This window comes from Imperialibacter sp. (assembly GCF_040222815.1).
In the GTDB taxonomy this organism is placed as follows: domain Bacteria; phylum Bacteroidota; class Bacteroidia; order Cytophagales; family Cyclobacteriaceae; genus Imperialibacter.
Genome location: NZ_JAVKCH010000013.1, coordinates 15,565 through 34,510, shown reverse-complemented (window position 1 = coordinate 34,510; position 18,946 = coordinate 15,565). Strand labels below are relative to the sequence as shown.

Annotated in this window: 15 protein-coding genes; 8 read left to right on the top strand and 7 right to left on the bottom strand. The window is 47.4% G+C overall.

The window, feature by feature from the left end:
* Window positions 1–81 precede the first annotated feature (81 nt).
* The 3 genes from RIF36_RS03305 to RIF36_RS03295 all read right to left on the bottom strand — a co-directional run bounded on the left by RIF36_RS03305 (window position 82) and on the right by RIF36_RS03295 (window position 2,027).
* Window positions 82–546, bottom strand: coding sequence for an RES family NAD+ phosphorylase (locus tag RIF36_RS03305; RefSeq protein WP_350124783.1), 465 nt, complete (start codon window positions 544–546; stop codon window positions 82–84).
* On the bottom strand, window positions 547–1,038 hold the full coding sequence (locus tag RIF36_RS03300; protein ID WP_350124780.1) for an antitoxin Xre/MbcA/ParS toxin-binding domain-containing protein: 492 nt from the start codon (window positions 1,036–1,038) through the stop codon (window positions 547–549).
* A 116-nt stretch (window positions 1,039–1,154) separates the two neighbouring features.
* Complete coding sequence (locus RIF36_RS03295; protein ID WP_350124777.1) at window positions 1,155–2,027, bottom strand: AraC family transcriptional regulator; 873 nt, start codon at window positions 2,025–2,027, stop codon at window positions 1,155–1,157.
* Between the two features lie 256 nt (window positions 2,028–2,283).
* Here RIF36_RS03295 and RIF36_RS03290 point away from each other — a divergent pair, with 256 nt between their 5' ends.
* From RIF36_RS03290 to RIF36_RS03280, 3 genes are all read left to right on the top strand, one after another.
* Window positions 2,284–5,760: a PVC-type heme-binding CxxCH protein gene (locus RIF36_RS03290; RefSeq protein WP_350124774.1), complete on the top strand. Its 3,477-nt coding sequence runs from the start codon at window positions 2,284–2,286 to the stop codon at window positions 5,758–5,760.
* 152 nt (window positions 5,761–5,912) lie between these two features.
* Complete coding sequence (locus tag RIF36_RS03285; RefSeq protein ID WP_350124771.1) at window positions 5,913–6,764, top strand: sugar phosphate isomerase/epimerase family protein; 852 nt, start codon at window positions 5,913–5,915, stop codon at window positions 6,762–6,764.
* A gap of 163 nt (window positions 6,765–6,927) precedes the next feature.
* Entirely contained in the window at window positions 6,928–8,043 is a 1,116-nt protein-coding gene (locus RIF36_RS03280; RefSeq protein WP_350124768.1) for a Gfo/Idh/MocA family oxidoreductase, read from the top strand.
* A 66-nt stretch (window positions 8,044–8,109) separates the two neighbouring features.
* On the opposite strand, the gene RIF36_RS03275 is transcribed toward RIF36_RS03280, so the two are convergent.
* Genes RIF36_RS03275 through RIF36_RS03260 form a run of 4 tightly spaced genes read right to left on the bottom strand, consistent with a single transcriptional unit; the run spans window position 8,110 to window position 13,634 of the window.
* Entirely contained in the window at window positions 8,110–9,303 is a 1,194-nt protein-coding gene (locus RIF36_RS03275; protein WP_350124765.1) for a hypothetical protein, read from the bottom strand.
* A gap of 2 nt (window positions 9,304–9,305) precedes the next feature.
* Window positions 9,306–10,181, bottom strand: a complete 876-nt coding sequence (locus RIF36_RS03270) for an outer membrane beta-barrel protein (RefSeq protein WP_350124762.1) — start codon at window positions 10,179–10,181, stop codon at window positions 9,306–9,308.
* Entirely contained in the window at window positions 10,153–11,853 is a 1,701-nt protein-coding gene (locus RIF36_RS03265) for a DUF1501 domain-containing protein (RefSeq protein ID WP_350124759.1), read from the bottom strand. The genes RIF36_RS03270 and RIF36_RS03265 overlap by 29 nt, the downstream gene beginning before the upstream one ends.
* A gap of 2 nt (window positions 11,854–11,855) precedes the next feature.
* On the bottom strand, window positions 11,856–13,634 hold the full coding sequence (locus RIF36_RS03260; protein WP_350124756.1) for a DUF1800 domain-containing protein: 1,779 nt from the start codon (window positions 13,632–13,634) through the stop codon (window positions 11,856–11,858).
* A 270-nt stretch (window positions 13,635–13,904) separates the two neighbouring features.
* Between RIF36_RS03260 and RIF36_RS03255 the strand changes: the two genes are divergently transcribed.
* The 5 genes from RIF36_RS03255 to RIF36_RS03235 all read left to right on the top strand — a co-directional run bounded on the left by RIF36_RS03255 (window position 13,905) and on the right by RIF36_RS03235 (window position 18,940).
* On the top strand, window positions 13,905–15,521 hold the full coding sequence (locus RIF36_RS03255) for a sodium:solute symporter (protein ID WP_350124753.1): 1,617 nt from the start codon (window positions 13,905–13,907) through the stop codon (window positions 15,519–15,521).
* 126 nt (window positions 15,522–15,647) lie between these two features.
* Window positions 15,648–16,961 (top strand): L-fucose:H+ symporter permease, encoded by a 1,314-nt coding sequence (gene fucP, locus RIF36_RS03250; RefSeq protein WP_350124750.1) that lies wholly within the window; start codon window positions 15,648–15,650, stop codon window positions 16,959–16,961.
* Window positions 16,962–16,964: 3 nt separating this feature from the next.
* Entirely contained in the window at window positions 16,965–17,306 is a 342-nt protein-coding gene (locus tag RIF36_RS03245) for an L-rhamnose mutarotase (protein WP_350124747.1), read from the top strand.
* A 10-nt stretch (window positions 17,307–17,316) separates the two neighbouring features.
* On the top strand, window positions 17,317–18,081 hold the full coding sequence (locus tag RIF36_RS03240; protein WP_350124744.1) for an SDR family NAD(P)-dependent oxidoreductase: 765 nt from the start codon (window positions 17,317–17,319) through the stop codon (window positions 18,079–18,081).
* Window positions 18,082–18,085: 4 nt separating this feature from the next.
* Window positions 18,086–18,940: a fumarylacetoacetate hydrolase family protein gene (locus RIF36_RS03235; protein WP_350124741.1), complete on the top strand. Its 855-nt coding sequence runs from the start codon at window positions 18,086–18,088 to the stop codon at window positions 18,938–18,940.
* The last annotated feature ends 6 nt before the right edge of the window (window positions 18,941–18,946 follow it).

Below are 18,946 nucleotides of genomic sequence, written 5' to 3'. Positions count from 1 at the left end.
TGGTACAGAAACAAAAAGCACTGTCCTTAGGGCAGTGCTTTTTTTCTATCAAACTTCTCTAAACCCGCCCGAACTTTCAGGTCAGCCCCACTCATTCAACTCGAATGACACCTCTTCTGTAGCTATGATCTTCATTGATTTCATGGCTTCCGGGTGCAATGGGTTGATCAATAGGTTATGCTCCGACGAATAGCTGGACAATGGGATACGGCAAGAGGGTACCTTCAAAAAAGGTGACATCATACGCTGCGCCCAATTGGTGCCAAAAGCCTGAGTAGAGGTCGGGTAAGGGCGACGACCCCAGTCAGGTGGCAAGTCCTCCGACATCAGATGGGAAGCGTCCGCATTTATCTGAATGGTGATCAATACCCATGACCCGTTCGCCACTACTGGCCCTTTAATAGCCAGCAGTTCCATAAAAGTGATGGCGCTGACATTGCTGGCATAAATAATGGGGGTGCCGGGGAAATTCCACCTGCCGCCAGCCCGTCCATAACCCAGTGGGGTTGAGGTAAATATCTTATTGATCAGTCGAAAGTATTGCACCTACAAAACGTTGCCCCACAACAGCGCCTCCATAGCATTGTCAACCATCTCTATTCCATAGGGGCTTTTGATTAACTCAATAGGCTTTTGGTTGCCTAAGGCCTGGTTGATGGTGTGAAGCCATTCTTTCAACTGCTTCTCGGAACCAAAAACTTTCACCCCCTTGGCGATGATGTGGTCAATATCATACATGGCCTTTGATCTCATTTTACCTATCGTTTTATCGCTTTTATCCCACCTAAACAGTGTGCTCGGATCAACTTCCAGCACACCCGACAGCTCCTGCTGACTATAGCCAAGGTATTGCACCATTGGCTTAATGCGTTCATAAACAAGCTCCGGCTCTTTGGCCATCAAAGGCGGATCATCATTCTGAGCATATGGCTTGAGAAAATGGTAGGCTTGCACGTCGACGTTAATCGATTCCGTTTCACCACTCGAGGTTTTTATCCGCCATGAGCTTGCCTCTGATTTTTCGCCTTCTTTGGTCATCACTTATTTTGATTTCAATCGTCTGCCATTTTAACATATTGCATTTGCAATACTAATATACGCTTTTTGCAATAATTTAGTTATGAAGATTTTACTTTTTTAAAGAGACGGTCAGGTTAAATAACTTTTCTATACTCTTTCCTATACTCCAGCGGAGCCATTCCAGTGATCTCTCTGAACTGACGATTGAAGTTGGAAAGCGTTTTGTAGCCACATTCAAATCCAACGGCCGCCACCGAAAGTTCACCATCCACAAGCATGTGACAGGCCTGCCCCACTCTTACCTCACTTACAAATGAGGAGAAGGTCTTATTCGCTCTCGTTTTAAAATACCGACTAAAGGCGACAGGGCTTAGATTAGCCAGGGAAGCAGCCTCCTCTAGCGTAATCTTCTGTCTGAAGTTGTCAATGACGTAGTGATGAACAAGGTTCATCCGGTCTCCGTCAGACGCTTTCAATTGAAAGCTGGCCGGGCCTGACGACACATACCTGTATTCCTTCGAATGTGCAAGTGCACTAAGTATCTTCAAAAACTGAATAACACTTTCGATCCCCTCCGAGTCCACAATTTTGAGCATCCACTCTTTTACCTGACTCCGTGTATGTCCATAATATTCCAGCCCTCGCCTGGCTTTTTCGAAGAGATACTTCAAACCAGCAAGTTCCTCTTTTTCCAGCATTTGGTGCCCAAGAAAATTCTCATCGAAATAGATAACGATTCCCCTGGTAGAGAGCTGGCTGTCTTTAGCAAAGTAAGATTCGTGGCACCGCCAAAGGTGTGGCAGATTGGGCCCTGAAAGCAACAAGTCTCCTTCCTTGAAGGGCTTGATCGTATCGCCGACAAATCTGGTTCCATGGCCCTTGAGTACCACAAAGAGTTGATACTCCGGGTGAAAATGCCAGTTAGGGTCGAAATACGCATCCTGCAGATCTTTGATAACAAATACCCTGGAATCTGGAATGGCCGATTTTTGAATGGGTACTCTCATAGTTCAGTTGCGATGTGTCGTGGTTTCAGCGCCACAATTTTCTCATAAAAAAGAATAAATGACACACAAGTAAGTTAAAATAAAGTCAGAACAGGTCAAAAAAGTGAGAGCATTAATGAATTCTATTTTGCAATATTGATAGTCAAAAATGAATTGCGTTGTCAGATTGATAGATCACGTACATTTTGAATACGCCTCATTATTGAATAAAGAAAAATCACCTCAAGCGTAATCAGCATTCAAAAACAATCAAGTAATGAAATACACAATACCTACTTTAACCTCTGCCAGAGCAGCCATTGGGCTTCTCAGTTTGGTAATAATCTTGTTCTTTACCTCCTGCAGCAATGACAACGGGCCGAGAAGGTTGGAAATCCTTTTTCTGGGACATGCAAGTGAGCACCATCCTTCAGAGAAATATGCCCCTATCCTTGCTCAGGCAGTGGCACAGAAGGGTATCAACATTTCCTACACGAACGATCCTAACGATTTGAATGCCACCAACCTGGCCAAATTTGATGGGCTTATCCTTTATGCAAACCACGACTCAATTACTTCCTCACAGGAAAAAGCTTTGCTGGATTTTGTTGAAGGCGGTAAAGGCTTCATCCCCATCCATTGTGCCACCTGGTGTTTCCGTAATTCGCCAAAAGTGGTCAATCTGATGGGGGGACAGTTCAAAACGCATGAAACAGGCACCTTCACAGCCGATATCCTGATGCCGGAGCATCCTGTGATGCAAGGTCTATCGACTTTCGAAACCTGGGATGAAACCTACGTGCACGACAAGCTCGCCAGCGACAACACCGTGCTGATGGAACGAGTCGAAGGCGATCATCACGAGCCTTGGACATGGGTAAGAAACCAGGGCAAAGGCCGAGTGTTCTACACCGCATACGGGCATGACGAACGCACCTGGAACAACCCTGGCTTCCAGGATCTTGTGATAAATGGGATTTTCTGGGCTGTCGGCGACGAGGCAGCGCAGAAAGCCAAACAATATAAAATAGCCAGGCTCAGCTACTCTGACGCCGTAATACCTAACTACGAAAAGAGAGACCCGGCACCGAGGCTTCAAGCACCATTGTCTCCCGATTCGTCAATGACTCATATCCAAATACCTCCCGGGTTCGAGCTGTCGCTTTTCGCATCGGAGCCAGATATTATCAACCCAATTGCCATGGCCTGGGACGAAAAAGGCCGTCTTTGGGTGGTAGAAACTGTGGACTACCCCAACACCGTGCGTGACGAAGACGGTGTAGGTGACGACAGAATCAAAATTCTAGAAGACACGAATGGTGATGGCAAAGCCGACAAGTTCACAGTGTTCGCTGACAAGCTTAACATACCAACCAGTATTGTATTTGTGAATGGGGGCATCCTGATTTCGCAGGCACCATTGTTCTTGTTTTTGAAAGACACTGATGGGGATGACAAGGCTGACGTGAGAGAAGAGGTAATGGGAGGCTGGGGAGTATCGGATACTCATGCCGGACCATCCAACTTAAGGTACGGATTCAACAACAAAATTTGGGGCACCGTAGGCTATTCTGGCTTTGAAGGTAAAATTGGTGGGGAAGATTTTGAGTATGACCAGGCAGTCTTCAACCTCAGCCGTGACTTCAAACACATGTCACACCACACCCGCACAACCAACAACACATGGGGGCTGGGCTTCACCGAAAACAACGACATTTTTGTTTCGACCGCCAACAATACCCACACGGCATATGTCAACGTACCCTACGCCTTCACCAAAAAGGTGAAAAACTTTTCGAACGACTTCGCCACCAAGCTGGACGGCCACTACGCCATGCATCCCGTTACCAAAAACTACAGGCAGGTCGACGTGTTTGGCGGATTCACAGCAGCTGCCGGGCACAACTTTTATACTGCTCGTCGTTTCCCTAAGGAATACTGGAACCGCATCGCTTTCATTGCAGAGCCAACCGGCAAACTGCTACACAAGGGAATATTTGAAGTAGACGGCGCAGGCTTCAAGGAAAGCGATGGCTGGAACATGATGGCAGCCTCCGATGAGTACATGTCACCTGTGCATGCGGAAGTGGGCCCTGATGGTGACCTGTGGGTACTTGACTGGTACAACTTCATCATTCAGCACAATCCTACTCCGAGTGGTTTCGAGAATGGAAAGGGAAATGCACATGTGAACCCACTCCGTGATCGCACCCATGGCCGGATCTACAAGATTTCCTATAAAGGAGCTCCGGAGGCCGAAAAGATCACTCTCGACCGCAAAGAACCTGCTTCCCTGATCAACGGCTTGAAAAGCAGCAATATGTTTTGGAGGCTCACAGCGCAACGCCTTATTGTTGAAGAAGGTGACCAAAACATCCTTCCTCAACTTTATGAATTAGTGAGCTCATCCAAAGAAGACGAGATAGGCGTAAATGCCCCGGCTATTCACGCCATTTGGGCAATTGAAGGCCTTGGCGCACTGAATGGAACAAATGAGGAAGCCACACGAATTGTGACCAATGCTTTACGCAATGCAAATCCAGGCGTAAGGAAAGCTGCCATTCAGGCCTTACCAAAAAATGCTGCCACCCAGGAATCGTATTTCAATGCAGGATCATTCTCTGACCCCAACCTGAATACAAGATTGGCAGCATTTATTGAGGCATCTTATATGGCACCCTCTAACGAGTTGGGCAAAATGTTCTTTCATGCTAGCTTAAATCAAGATAATGTGACGGATCAGTGGCTGTCCAAGGCAGTTAGGGCCGGATCGCTAGCCCACAAAAACGGTTTCATTGCAACCTATCTGCAAAACACCGCCGAGCTTAAGCCCGAAAGCCTCACAGAGCAAATCTATTCCAGCACCAGCTTTACGCTCTTGAATCTTGGAGGTACCAAGTATGTAGCGGCAGCTGACTTCCCTTCAGTGGTAGGCAAAGAGATCTACCTCAGCGGCAATATCTGGAAAGGCAATACCATACTCAACGGGATGCTTATCCAGCACGGAGACAAGGTTAACGGCTATGGTGTATTTGCCGACAACGATGACTTCGTTGTTGTGGTTAACCAGAATGGAAAAACATATACGGGAAAAGGTACGGCCGACATGCCAGTGAGTTTCAAATGGGAATTCCAGCTAACCAAGGCAGGTGCAACCTTTATCGTGAACAACGTCCCAGCGGTTTCTGTGAAAACCGGAGGGTTGTTTGACAAGGAGCTAAAACAGGGGCTGCGCATTGACAAGGAAACAGATGGCATGACTGCGGTGAAAAGTGGCTCCATCGAACGCTTCACCCGGGGCATTTACAACCTGGTAGCAGAAGTGGGCGGTGACAATAACCTCTCGGCTTCTCTTGACGCCGACAAGGTGATTGTGCTTAAGACAATTCCAAACAAAATGGAATATGATCTCAAAACGCTTGAAGTAGAGGCAGGCCAAACGGTAGCAATCATCTTTGAAAACGTCGACTTCATGCAGCACAATCTCCTGATTGCGAAACCAGGCACACTGGAAACAGTGGGTGCTGCCGCCGACAAAATGGCCGCCGACGCTAATGGCGCTGAAAAGAGCTACATTCCTGATGTTCCGGAGCTGCTTTACTCAACCAGGCTGGTAAATCCGGGAGAAAAAGTAGTATTAACGTTCACTGCACCATCGGAGCCAGGCGACTATCCGTACCTGTGTACTTTCCCGGGCCACTGGAGGATCATGAATGGCATTTTGAAAGTAACAAATGGCAAATCAGCCGATTAAATTGAAAATATCAAACTCACGTTAAGGCACTTGCTTCAGACGTGAGTCTTGATTTCCTTTATCCATTACCAAACTTACCTACCGGTCTCAGAACCGTCCACCCCGGCAAATGCCGGGGTGGAACCTGAGGCTTCTAAAAGAATTAAAGGCTAATGAACGTACAATTTGCAGCAAGCACCTGGCTTTGGACGAGTCCTTTCAGTTCCGATTCTGTTTCGCTCTTTTCGAAAATCCGAAAAATAGGTTTCGATGCGGTAGAAATAGCCGTGGAAGATCCCGCTTTGATTGACACTGGCATATTGAACCGGGCCCTTAAGGACAATGACATCAAGCCCATCATTTGTGGAGCGTTTGGGCCAACGAGGGATTTAACCAACGAAGACCCCGCTATTCACAAAAACTGCTTCAATTACATAGAACAATGTTTCGATATCTGTGAAGCCGTAGGAGCCAGGTTCGTAGCCGGGCCCATGTATTCAGCAGTTGGGAAAGCACGACTTATGCCTCCTGAACAAAGAAAAAAAGAGTGGGATCTGGCGGTTACTAACCTGAGAAAAGTATGCGAAAGCGCACAAAAGCGAGGGCTGTCGATTGCTTTGGAAGCACTGAACCGTTTTGAAACCGACCTCATCAATAATTCAGAGGACCTGATGAAGCTTATCAACGACATCAATCACCCGGCGGCAAGGGTTCTGATTGACAGCTTCCACATGACCATAGAAGAGAAAAACCTGGCCGATGCAGTGAAAACGGTCGGTAATAAGCTCATTCACGTGCAGGTTTCAGAAAACCACAGAGGCATTCCAGGCACTGGTATGACCAATTGGAATGATTTGAAAGCGGGACTTGAAGCTGTCGGTTACAATGGCGTGATTTCGATAGAAAGCTTCACCCCCAATGTGCAGGAACTGGCGGGTGCCGTTTGCATTTGGAAGCCATTTGCTCCTACACAAGACATTTTTGCGGAAGAAGGTCTAAAATTCTTAAAGCAATGGGCGGGTTAGATAGAAGCATTAAGCTCCTGTTTCCGGTCATTGCGAAGGCATCGAACAAACAGCCATTACGCACGAAATCATTGTATGCCTGTGGCAATCTGTCTGAATTCCAGCCTGAGGCAAATGGACTTTGAAATTTAATTGAGAATAAAACATAAAATACCATTACATCATGGCAAATAAACCCATCAACATCGCAATCATAGGACTCGGCTTCGGGGCCGAATTCATTCCCATCTATCAAAAGTTGCCAAGTGCCAACATGTATGCCATCTGCCAGCGTAATAAAGAAAAACTGAATGAAATCGGCGACGCCTTCGGTATCGAAAAGCGCTACACCGACTACGACGAGCTGCTGAAAGATCCAAACGTTGACGCCGTGCATATCAACACACCCATTCCAGACCATGCAAAGCAGTCAATTGCCGCACTCAAAGCTGGCAAGCACGTGGCCTGCACCGTGCCTATGGCCACCACTGTGGACGAATGCCGCCAGATTGTGGAGCTGGTAAAAGAAACCGGCCTTACGTATATGATGATGGAAACGGTGATTTACAGCCGGGAATTTCTGTTTGTGAAAGAAATGTACGAGAAAGGAGAAATGGGCCGTATTCAATTCCTTCGTGCTTCACACCAGCAGGAAATGGCTGGCTGGCCTGGCTACTGGGAAGGGTTACCTCCCATGTATTACGCTACCCACTGCGTGGGCCCGGTGCTTGCGCTCACCAAAGGCGAGGCTGAGCAGGTGTCGTGTCTGGGCTCAGGCCGCATCGACGAGAAACTAATTCCTGTATACAACTCTCCGTTCGCTATTGAGACCTGCCACATCAAGTTCAAAAACTCAGACCTGGCAGCTGAAATTACCCGCTCCCTGTTCAACACTGCCCGCCAGTACCGTGAGAGCTTCGACGTGTATGGCTCCAAAAAATCATTCGAATGGACGTTGATCGAACACGAACCAAGTGTGATCCACACTGGTGAAACTCCGGAAAAAGTGACCATTCCAGACTATGCACACTTACTCCCCAAGGAGATCCAGTCATTTACTACAGCCGGCGTTTACGACTCCGACGACAACCAACATCTATCCTTTATACAGGGCTCTGGTCATGGAGGCTCACATCCCCACCTGGTCAACGAATTTGTCAATGCCTTGCAGGAGAAAAGAGAGCCATATCCAAATGCCAGGCAGTCAGCTAACATCACCTGCGTGGGCATCTTGGCGCACGAATCTGCTATGAAAGGCGGCCAGCCAATTAAAATGCCGGACTTCACGCTATCAAAGTAAAATAACACTCAAATAGAAAAGCCGTACCTGATCACTCACGTACGGCTTTTCTATTCTTTAAAAAAACTATTCTTCGGTTTTCAATATCCTCTTCTCCATATCAGTCTCAGAAATCTTCTCCACAAATATTCTTCTGAAACGTCCCGCAACGTACGTCGTACCCAGCACCACCAAATGATTTTCATCATCGACTGTCAATGAAGAAAGGGTAAACGGATTGGCGTAACCGATGTAGGTAAGGCCAGCAAAGTTGCCAGAATTCTTCTCATACATGTACAGGGCTATTTGCCTGCTCTTGGTTTCCGCTGCATAAATAATATACTCGACTTCGTTCAGCGTATAGTTCTTCAGCACAACTGGAGTATGCGGTCTCCACTCAGCAGCATTGCTGGTGTACAAATCAACGCTCGAGGAAAGACCTCCCGTGCTCAGCGTAACGGATGGGTAAATGTAATTGTCATCAAACTGGTAGCCCGAAATGGCAAACGTGCTTCCGTTTATTGGGAGCACGCTTCTGATACCGGCGTCAGTAAACTGCCCCTGCACTACACCCGCCGGGTCGCCCGAAAAATTGGAGAAAACCAGCGACATACTGTAATTAAAAAAACCGTTGAAATAAACCAGCGAACCGGATACCTCGCCACAGAAAAAGGGCAACGACTTATCATCGGGTTGTGTATAATGATTAATAATGGCTTCCTCCACATCACTGCCGGGGCCAATAGTATAGGCTGCGCTTGAGCCAACACTTCCGGTTCTGTCTACTTTTGAAATTACCGATAGCTTGTCATCTGGATTGTAGCTCAACAGCAAAAACTGATTGTCGGATGTTAATGAGCCCGCCAGCGGATAAAGCAAACCATTCAATGGCGTAGCGGTAATGTTTCCGAAACCCGGAGTAAAGGAAACCAGACTGGCCTGAAGGCTTACCGGATCCATGGCGAAGAAATAGAAGAAAGTATCGATTTTCATCAGATCAGAAGTGGGAGCAATGGTGTTTTCTGAAAATTCGTAACTGCTCTCAAACTCTCCTTCTTTGTCAACCTGCACCAGCTGAATGCCTGGAAACTGTGTTCGATCCAGCGTCGTGGTAGCGAGGATCACATAGCTTTCCGTGCCCTCTTCCACGTCAAGCGGCCTGTAGTCAACATTATAGTTGCTATGATCGTAAATCCGGGTAAAAGAAGTAACCGGAACCTCATCATCCTTTTTGCAACCAAGCAATACCAGCAGGGCAATTAAGTAGTATAGTTTCTTCATAATCAAAGGGCCTGGAATTGTTTGTCGATGAAGCGGAGCGGGAATACAAAGCTCACGCTGCCTACAATATGACTTAAATGGACGTCATCATTCTGGTCGCCCAGTGAGGACAATTCATTTTGGCTGGTACCCTCCCGAGTCACACTATTAAGCGATTGATTGTAGGTGATCTCGATCACTGTGCGAATGTTCCAGTAGTCAAAACTGGCACCTCCGCCAGCCACCCAGCCGTAGTAGTTTTGAAAAGCGTCTTTAACCCCCAGATTCAGCGTACCGCCATCGATGGTTTGCGGTGCCCCGAAAGAGTAGTCTGTCTGAGTAATTTTTACCTGGCGCTCAGCACCTACAAGGAACGAGTAGAAACCTCCTCCAAGCACGAAAGGCCGCAGCTTTCCGTCTTGAATAAGGTCATATTTAACAAAGAGCGGTACGTTGATCACATCGACTCTCTGCTCCGACTCATAGATGGTGGCGAATCTTTCTGACTCCTGCTCGCCCTTCCACTCAAGGCTATTTGTATACCGATACCTGCTTCTCTGGTACATTGGATGAAGTCCTACAGAAAAGCCCCGGTGATAAAAAGTCATCTCAATACCTGCCTGCCCGCCTGGCAATGCATAGCTGTCATAAGTCTTCGTCAGCCTGTCCGACGGGTAGTCGATCGGGCTGAAACCAGAAAGCTGCGACTGCGCCATGGGATTGGCAAAGTTGGTTCCAAACTTAACACCAAGCCAGAACTGTGTATCAAGAAACCCATACTTGGGTTTGTTAGGCTTTGGCTTTTTCACAGGTTGAGCCTCGGCTACCGCCATAACAACAAGCAATAGCAACCCCGGCATCACCAGCCGCCTAATTGATAATGAGTCTCTTTGCATCATTCAATTTTTCAGAATTAACTTTTATAAGATACACCCCGGGTGAAAGCTTGGGCAATTGCACTTTAATGTCCTGAGATCCCGGCACCAAACGCTGCGTGAAAGCAAGCACAGTGGCACCAGTTTCATCAATTAATTTGAAAGCTGCCTCCTGCACATCGTTCACTTTTACTTTCATGTTCACTACATCAGATGCCGGATTGGGATAAACGCTCTCAATTTTAAAGTTAACAGAAAGATTCTGTTGAGTGCCAAGAATCACGTCTTTGATAAGGTCCATCGGCTCGTAATTTCCACCTGTTTCCTTTGGCCCTTCTATCAGGTCTTCAAAAAAGATATCGTTCGCTACAACACTCTTGTCAACACCCATCCATTCATGCAGAATATTGGCATAAATCTGCCTGAAGTCGTGCTGCATTTCCACATTGCTCTTTGTCAGATCTGGGTTTGTGCCATAAACACCCGGTTTCACCCCGCTTCCAAACATCATTACCGGCCCGCCTGTACCGTGGTCGGTTCCGTAACTGCCATTTGAGCCTATCCTCCTGCCAAACTCCGATAGCGTCACTGTCAGTACCTTATCCTCAATGCCCCGGGAAAGCAGGTCTCGCTGAAAGGCCCTGATGGCTGAGGTAATATGGTAAAGCAAGGCTCCGTGTACTCCCATGGTCGAGTCATAGTCCTCCACCTGATTAGCGTGACTGTCGAAACCGCCAATTTTCACGAGAAACACCTTTGTTTTCAGCCCACCACCAAGCAACCTTGCTATGAGCTGAAACTGCCCGCTCAAAGGGTTTTTTTTGCTGCCGCCAGGTGCATTGAAGGGATACCTTTCCGGGTAAGTAACGCTTGTTGCCGATGCACTCTCGTAAATCTGCAGCAGTCGTTTAATGTAAGTTTCCGATTTATCTTCAAGGCTGAGTATCCAGTCCATTTCCTTTCCGTAAGGAGAAGTTCTCAGGAACTCAGGAGGAATACCCCTTGGGTCTATTCCCTGATCCTCAAACCCCGAAAGCTGATCGACAAGATTGGCTAATCCGGTAGGACTTCCCCCGAGACCAATGGATGTTGGAATGTTGCCATCCTGGTGAAAAAGCAAGGATACATCGTTGCCCATTTCAAGCGCCAGAGGGTCTGGCATGGCCGCATTCGGGAAATCCTCCGGATACTTCTGCGGGGCATAAAGGCTGGTGAGATAACGTCCTGCCCAACCTGAATTAAAGTAGTCGTCGGATGTGCCACCCATCATCCATATGTCGGTGCCACGGAAGTGAGACCCGTTGTTATTCTTGTAGGACACCCCCTGAAACATGGCAGCTTTCCCAACATCGTACATATACTTAAAGTCCAGCATGTCTGGATGGAGCCCCACCTGGTCGGGAGACAGCAGCGTGCTATCGAGAGGAATCAGCGTACGGTTGCCAACCTTGTTAGGAATAGCAATATTAGCTCTCCTGCTGTAGTATTGATCGTATTGCTCTATGGGTATAAAAGTGTTGAGCCCGTCGTTACCGCCGTTCATTTGCAAAATAATCAACACCCTGTCGTTGTCGCTCTGCGCTGCCAGCCTTTGAAGAGGTTCATAGGAAGCAAGCAATTTGATAGGTACACCCTGAAATGCGATGGGCATTCCGGCTGCAAAACCTAGTTTCCTGATAAAATTTCTCCTCCTCATAATTACATCAATTGATACTCCGGTGACTGCAACATAGCATTCAACAGATTTGTAAGCTGGTTTGAAATCACTTCCGTATCTACTCCATTTTGCCACCTGAACGTCCAGGAGGCTTCGGGGTCGGGGTCGATCTGCGGGCTAAAAAGAAAAGCATTCATAAAGAAATTGAGGCGTTCCACTGTTATTTCATTGGTTGCGTTGGCATCAAATGTTAGGTTTTCGGACATCGGCAGAAAGTACCCAGCCAGTGCAATGACCAAAGCCCTGGCATTGGCCGCCGTAGTATTTGGTATATGGGTCTGCACAAATTCAAGTGCACTGACCTCGCCAAGCTCCATGGGCGTTTCCATGGTAAGGTGTTGCCTGATAAAGTTGTACCTATTGGTCAGGTAGTTGGTAGTAATCCAGGCCCGGTTGAACAAAGGAAACTGGTGATACGCAGAGTAGCCAGCCACCTCGAACGGCTCGTAGTAGTCCATTCCCTGCACATCCACACTACCTAACAGAGATCCTGTGAATGAGTAAAACCCTTCAAGGTCAGTGGCATAGTCAGGAGCTTGCACGCCAAATGAACGCATGAAGCCCACAACCATATCTAAAGGTGACTTGATGATACCACCAAAGCTGTCATCGTCAACACCATCGCCGACTTCATAAAACTCCCTGCTTGTTAAAAGAGTCTCCAGCGTAGGCTGCAATTTGAAGTCATTAGCTGTAAAAACATCGGCGATGTCCTGAATTACCCCGCTCTGAACCCCTGCGTTTATTTCGTGGTAAATAAAGAACCGGTAAATCTTCCTGGCTATATTTCTTGCCGTCTCCGGCTGGGCATAGATCATTTCAATCAGCTGATCTACTTCATCGATCATGCTTTCCTCGTTGGGTTGCCCGTTTGGCTGAAGGGTTACGTCGGGCTGAATGGTGGCTCCCCCCATCCTGGCACTAAAAGTCTTAATGCCGTTGTCATGGCTACCGCCGCCGCCCTTCGCAACTCCTCTGGGCAAAACAGTGTCTTCATCGATGGTCGAAAAATTGTCGTCAGTGTTAAAGCCAGAAAGCACTCTTGCCGCCTGCTGCACATCTTCCTCAGTGTAGTTAATGTAGTCACCCTGAAATTCCGCTTCAGGCAATGTTCCCTCCAGGCCTCGCCCAATAGAGTACAGCTCCATCAATTCCCTGGCATAGTTCTCATTAGGGCTGCCCTTTACGTTCAGTCTGCCATCCAGAAACACCAGCATGGCATTATCAAGGCAAATCTTTTTGGTAAGTCCTTTGAAACTTTTAACCAATATCCGATCAGGGATAACCAGCTCCGGGTCGCCCGGCACCAGTCTATCTTCTTTGTCGAAAGCGTAAAACCTAAAGAGTGCATTCTGGAAATAAAGCGCCCGGCTGCTATTCACCACCGATTTTTTTGTGGTAAAGTGAGTGTGCATAAAAACCACCAATCGTTCCCTGAAAGCATAGGCCAGTGATTGCTCATTGGATATACCTGCACTAAGCATTTGGCCTATATGCCACCTTAAAAAGTACTGCTCAAGCTCAAATCCTTCGCTATTGGCGTCGGTAGTACCTGACACCACCCACTCCTGCCCTGTCAGAGGGTCCACCGGCAAAGGAGGCTCTGGAATATTAGTCATAAATAACCTGCCAATCGCTTCCTGTGCAGTAAGGTTAGCAAATTCATCCACCTGCGTCAGTGTAGCACCAAAACAGGCCCTTCTCAGTAGGTGTGCAGCCCTTTTCTTGCCCAGTGTTCCTGATAACGGTGTTAGCGCCATATACTATATTGTAAACTGATTGTTGGAGTAAAACTCAAATTAGTTATAATTCTTATTAGATAAAGTATACTGGAGAAAATTAAACAAAGACATAACATTGACTATTCGTTGTTTCACATGCTCAAGGGTGTTGCATCAGAGCCAGTCTGGCCCTAACTTTTGATCGGAAAGTGCTTTCCAATACACATTTTAAGCATTTAATTTTACTTTCGCTCACTACTTATAATTAAAAAGTGCATTTTAACATTTACACTCTACTTAAACCTACTTATGAACAGTTTTGAAACGCTAGACTGGATAGTCATTGTCGGCTATTTTGTGGTAATCGGTGGCCTGGCCGCCTGGGTCATTTCCCGAAAACAAAAAACTACTGAAGACTACTTCCTTGCAGGCCGCAACATCGGTTGGTTTGTGGTTGGTGCCTCCATTTTTGCCTCAAACATAGGTTCGGAGCATGTGGTCGGCCTTGCCGGCACAGGAGCAGGCGACAAAATACCAATGCTCATTTATGAGCTGCATGCATGGATTGTACTCATGCTTGGCTGGGTATTCCTTCCCTTCTATATCCGCAGTGGTGTTTTTACCATGCCCGAGTTTCTCGAAAAAAGGTTCAGTCCGGGAACACGCTGGTTTCTCAGCGTCTTTTCGCTGGTGGCCTATGTACTCACCAAAGTCTCCGTAACGGTGTATGCCGGTGGAATTGTGATTGCCTCCCTGCTGCAAATCGACTTTTGGTTTGGTGCTTTAATGACGGTTATTCTTACTGGTATTTACACGGTATTGGGTGGTATGAAGGCAGTGGTATACACCGAAGCGCTGCAAACTATTGTACTTGTTATTGGCGCAGGCACGCTTACGTTTATTGGCCTCGATGCCGTTGGCGGGTGGGATGGCATGCGCACAGCATTGGAGCCAGGCTACCTCAATATGTGGCGCCCACCAAGCGATCCTGACTTTCCGTGGCCAAGCCTGGTTTTCTCCAGCACAATTGTCGGCATTTGGTACTGGTGTACCGACCAGTACATTGTGCAAAGAGTGCTGTCAGCCAAAAATATCAAAGAAGGACGTAGGGGCACTATATTTGGTGGGCTGCTAAAGCTGCTTCCCGTGTTCCTGTTTCTTATTCCGGGCGTGGTAGCATTGGCCTTGAAAAACCGTGGCGAGCTTTCGTGGGACACACCTGACCAGGCCTTTGCCACGTTGTTGATGGCCAAGATGCCGGTAGGCCTCAAAGGACTTGTGGCAGCAGGCTTGCTGGCCGCCCTGATGAGTTCACTTGCCTCAGTGTTTAATTCGTGCTCGACGCTTTTCACTGTTGATATTTACAAAAAGCTAAAGCCCGAAACCCCAGACGACAAGCTGCTGAAAGTAGGCCGGATAGCCACTGGCATCGTCGTTGTGCTGGGCATTCTTTGGATTCCTATCATGCAGAATATTTCGGGTGTATTGTATGAATACCTACAGTCGGTACAATCATACATTGCGCCACCAATTGCAGCTGTGTTCTTATTAGGCATCTTCCACAAAAGAATCAATTCGAGGGGTGCATTAACTACGCTTATCGTTGGTATGGCCGTGGTGTTTATCAGACTCTCACTGGAGCTGGCAAGCGATTCACTTAATCCTAACAGCTTCTTGTATGCCTTCGGAAACGTGAACTTCCTTACGTTTTCATCCTGGTTCTTTTTGTTCTCCATTTTGGTTTGTCTGGTCGTCAGCATGACTTCTGCCGCACCATCGGCCGAACAAATAAAAGGGCTTACGTTTAGCACTTTGAGCGCCGAACAAAAAACCGAAAACAGAGCCAGTTACAACACCTGGGATATTGTTTTCTCGCTGGTAGTGCTGGCCATTGTGGTCTATATCATGACCAGCTTTACGGGATAATTACCCACCTACCCTATTTTATGAACTTATACAGGAAAAGCGCTTCGAAAGAGGCGCTTTTCTTAGTATGTTAGAGAGGCAGATCAGCTAGCTGCCATTTTTATAACACCTACCTATTTTATTTTTATGTCGAGCAAGCAAAACTACACCCTGGGGTTTGTCTTAGTGACTTCCCTGTTCTTTTTGTGGGGCTTCCCCAACGACCTTACCAACCCAATGGTGGAAGTGTTCAAAAATGTGCTAAACATTTCCAATGTAAAAGCCTCCTATGTCCAACTCGCCTTCTACGGAGGCTACGGTACCATGGCCATACCGGCAGCACTGTTCATTAGAAAGTACAGCTACAAATCGAGCATTATTCTCGGGCTCTTTCTTTTTATGTTGGGATCGCTGCTAATGTATCCGTCGGCGCTGCTTGTGAGCTACAACTTGTTTCTAGTATCATTCTATATCCTCACGTTTGGCCTGGCATTCCTTGAAACCACAGCCAACCCAATGATCCTGGAGTTGGGGCCGGCTGAAACAGCCACGCAGCGGTTGAACCTATCACAGGCTTTCAACCCCATCGGCGCACTTACGGGGCAGGTGATAGCACGGATTTATGTCGTCGACAGGCTTGACACAAAGATTGGCGCCGATGCCCCCACTGAATTGCTCTCTTTAGAACAGAAGCAGCAAATTATTGAGCACGACCTTTCCATTGTCAGCACCCCCTACATCATTCTGGGGTTTGTAGTGCTCGCTATCATGATTTTGTTTATGGTGGTGAAAATTGATGACCCCGCCAGGCATGTCGACAAGCTCGATTTAAGAACAACATTCAAAAAACTATTCTCCAACAAGGACTACTACGAAGGCGTTTTAGCTCAGTTTTTCTACGTTGCCTGCCAAATCATGGTATGGACATTTATTTATCAGTACGTGACCAATTTGAACGAGTCACGACCAGTGGATGATCAGCTTAATGCAACGGTTTATGTGGTAGCGTCCACCATCTTGTTTCTGACTGCCCGCTGGATATGCACATTTCTCTTTCGCTACATCAACTCGGCCAGACTGATGCTCATTTTTGCTATGCTTGGGTCTGTGCTTTGTATTGGCGCCATACTTATTAATGGCATGACAGGCTTGTACTGCCTGGTAGGCGTTTCCTTTGCCATGTCGCTGATGTTTCCAACGATCTATGGCATTGCCCTCAGAGGCATGGGCGATGAGGCAAAACTAGGCTCAGCCGGACTAATACTCGCCATAGTGGGCGGTGCTTTGATGCCACCTCTTCAGGGAGGGATTATTGACTGGGGTGGTACCGGATTAAATGACTTGCAATTGTTTGGCTCCATTCCTGAGGTCAACTTTTCTTTCATCTTACCATTGTTCTGCCTCCTTTTAGTGGCCATCTATTGCCTGAGAGTTATGAAAAGAAATAAAGCACTTTCTTAAACAATGGCACAGCAAACCTTTTACCTGACACTTGACCTGAAAGATGACTCTAAACTCATAGCTGACTATGAAAGGCATCACCAGCAAGTATGGCCGGAAATACTGGAGAGCATCAGAGAAAGCGGAATCGAGCAGATGGAAATATACCGCTCAGGCAACCGTCTCTTTATGGTGATGCAGACGATTAGTACCTTTAGTTTTAGTAAGAAGGCCGAAATGGACGCTAACAACCCAAAAGTGCAGGAATGGGAAAAATTGATGTGGAAGTACCAGCAGGCGCTGCCCACAGCTAAACCTGGCGAAAAGTGGCTTTTAATGGATAAAATATTTTCTTTGACTGAATAACTTAATAAGGATGTATAATCTTAAAAATAGGACAACCGTCATTACAGGAGGTGCCAGTGGTATTGGAAAAGCTACCGTTTTCGCTTTTGCTAAAGCCGGTGCTAACGTTCAAATCATTGACGTGAACCAAGCCAATGTCGACGCCACCCTCGCCGATTTAAAATCTGAAGGGCTTGCTGCAACTGCTCATATCTGCGACATAAGTAAACAAACTGAAGTAAGAAAGCTTTTTACAACCATTGGCGACATCCATATCCTGGTGAACAATGCCGGCATTGCCCACGTTGGTAGGGCCGACACAACCAGCGAAGACGACTTCCAACGGGTAATGGATGTGAATGTAAAGGGCGTCTACAATTGTATTCATGAGGCTATTCCAATCATGAAAAAGCTTGGGGGCGGTGTAATTCTCAATATGGCCAGCGTGGCTGCACAAATGGGTATCGCTGATCGCTTCGCCTATTCCACAAGCAAGGGGGCTATCTATGCCATGACATTGTCTGTTGCCAAAGACCACCTGGCCGACAATATCCGGTGCAACTGCGTTTCTCCCGGCAGAGTGCACACACCTTTTGTAGATGGGTTCCTTGCAAAGAACTACCCGGGCCAAGAGCAGGAGATGTTCGACAAACTTTCAAAAACACAGCCGATAGGCCGAATGGGCACACCCGATGAAGTTGCCCATCTAGTCTTGTATTTGTGTTCCGATGAGGCTTCATTTATCACCGGAACCGACTACCCAATTGACGGCGGATTTATAAAACTTAATACCTAGATACATGCAACTACTAAGATTCGGCCCGGCGGGCAAAGAAAAACCAGGTGTAGCCATCGACGGCCAGCACTATGACGTATCACCCCTCGGCGAGGACTATGACGAAAAATTCTTCGGAACCGGTGGATTGGAAAGGCTAAAGGGCTTTGTTGAAAGAAATAAGTCCTCTCTTGACAAAGTGCCGGCAGGCACCAGAATTGGCAGCCCCATTGCCCGACCCTCCAAAATTGTCTGCATAGGCCTCAATTACGCAGATCATGCAAAAGAATCTGGTGCCAAAATTCCCGAAGAGCCCATCCTTTTCATGAAGTCTACAACATCACTTGTAGGGCCAAATGATGACGTAATGATTCCGAAAAACTCAGTAAAAACTGACTGGGAGGTGGAATTGGCGGTCGTCATAGGAGCGAAGGCAAGCTACGTGTCAGAAGCAGATGCCATGAAACACGTGGCTGGCTACTGTTTGCACAACGACGTGTCGGAACGTGAGTTCCAGCTGGAGCGTGGTGGCACCTGGGACAAAGGCAAGGGCTGCGACACATTTGCCCCCCTCGGGCCCTATGTGGTCACTCCCGATGAAATAAAAGACATCAACAACGTGCGTCTTTGGCTGTCAGTCAATGGTAAAATGATGCAGGACGGCTCCACCTCAGACCTTATCTTTAAGGTGCCATTCCTCATCTCTTACCTGAGCCAATTCATGACACTGCTTCCCGGTGATGTTATTTCCACCGGAACGCCAAAAGGCGTAGGACTTGGTTTCAATCCACCGGTTTACCTCAAGCCCGGCGACGTGATGGAGCTGGGCATCGACGGCATGGGTGTGTCGAAGCAGAAGGTAGTTGCGTGGAGAGCCTGACTGCCT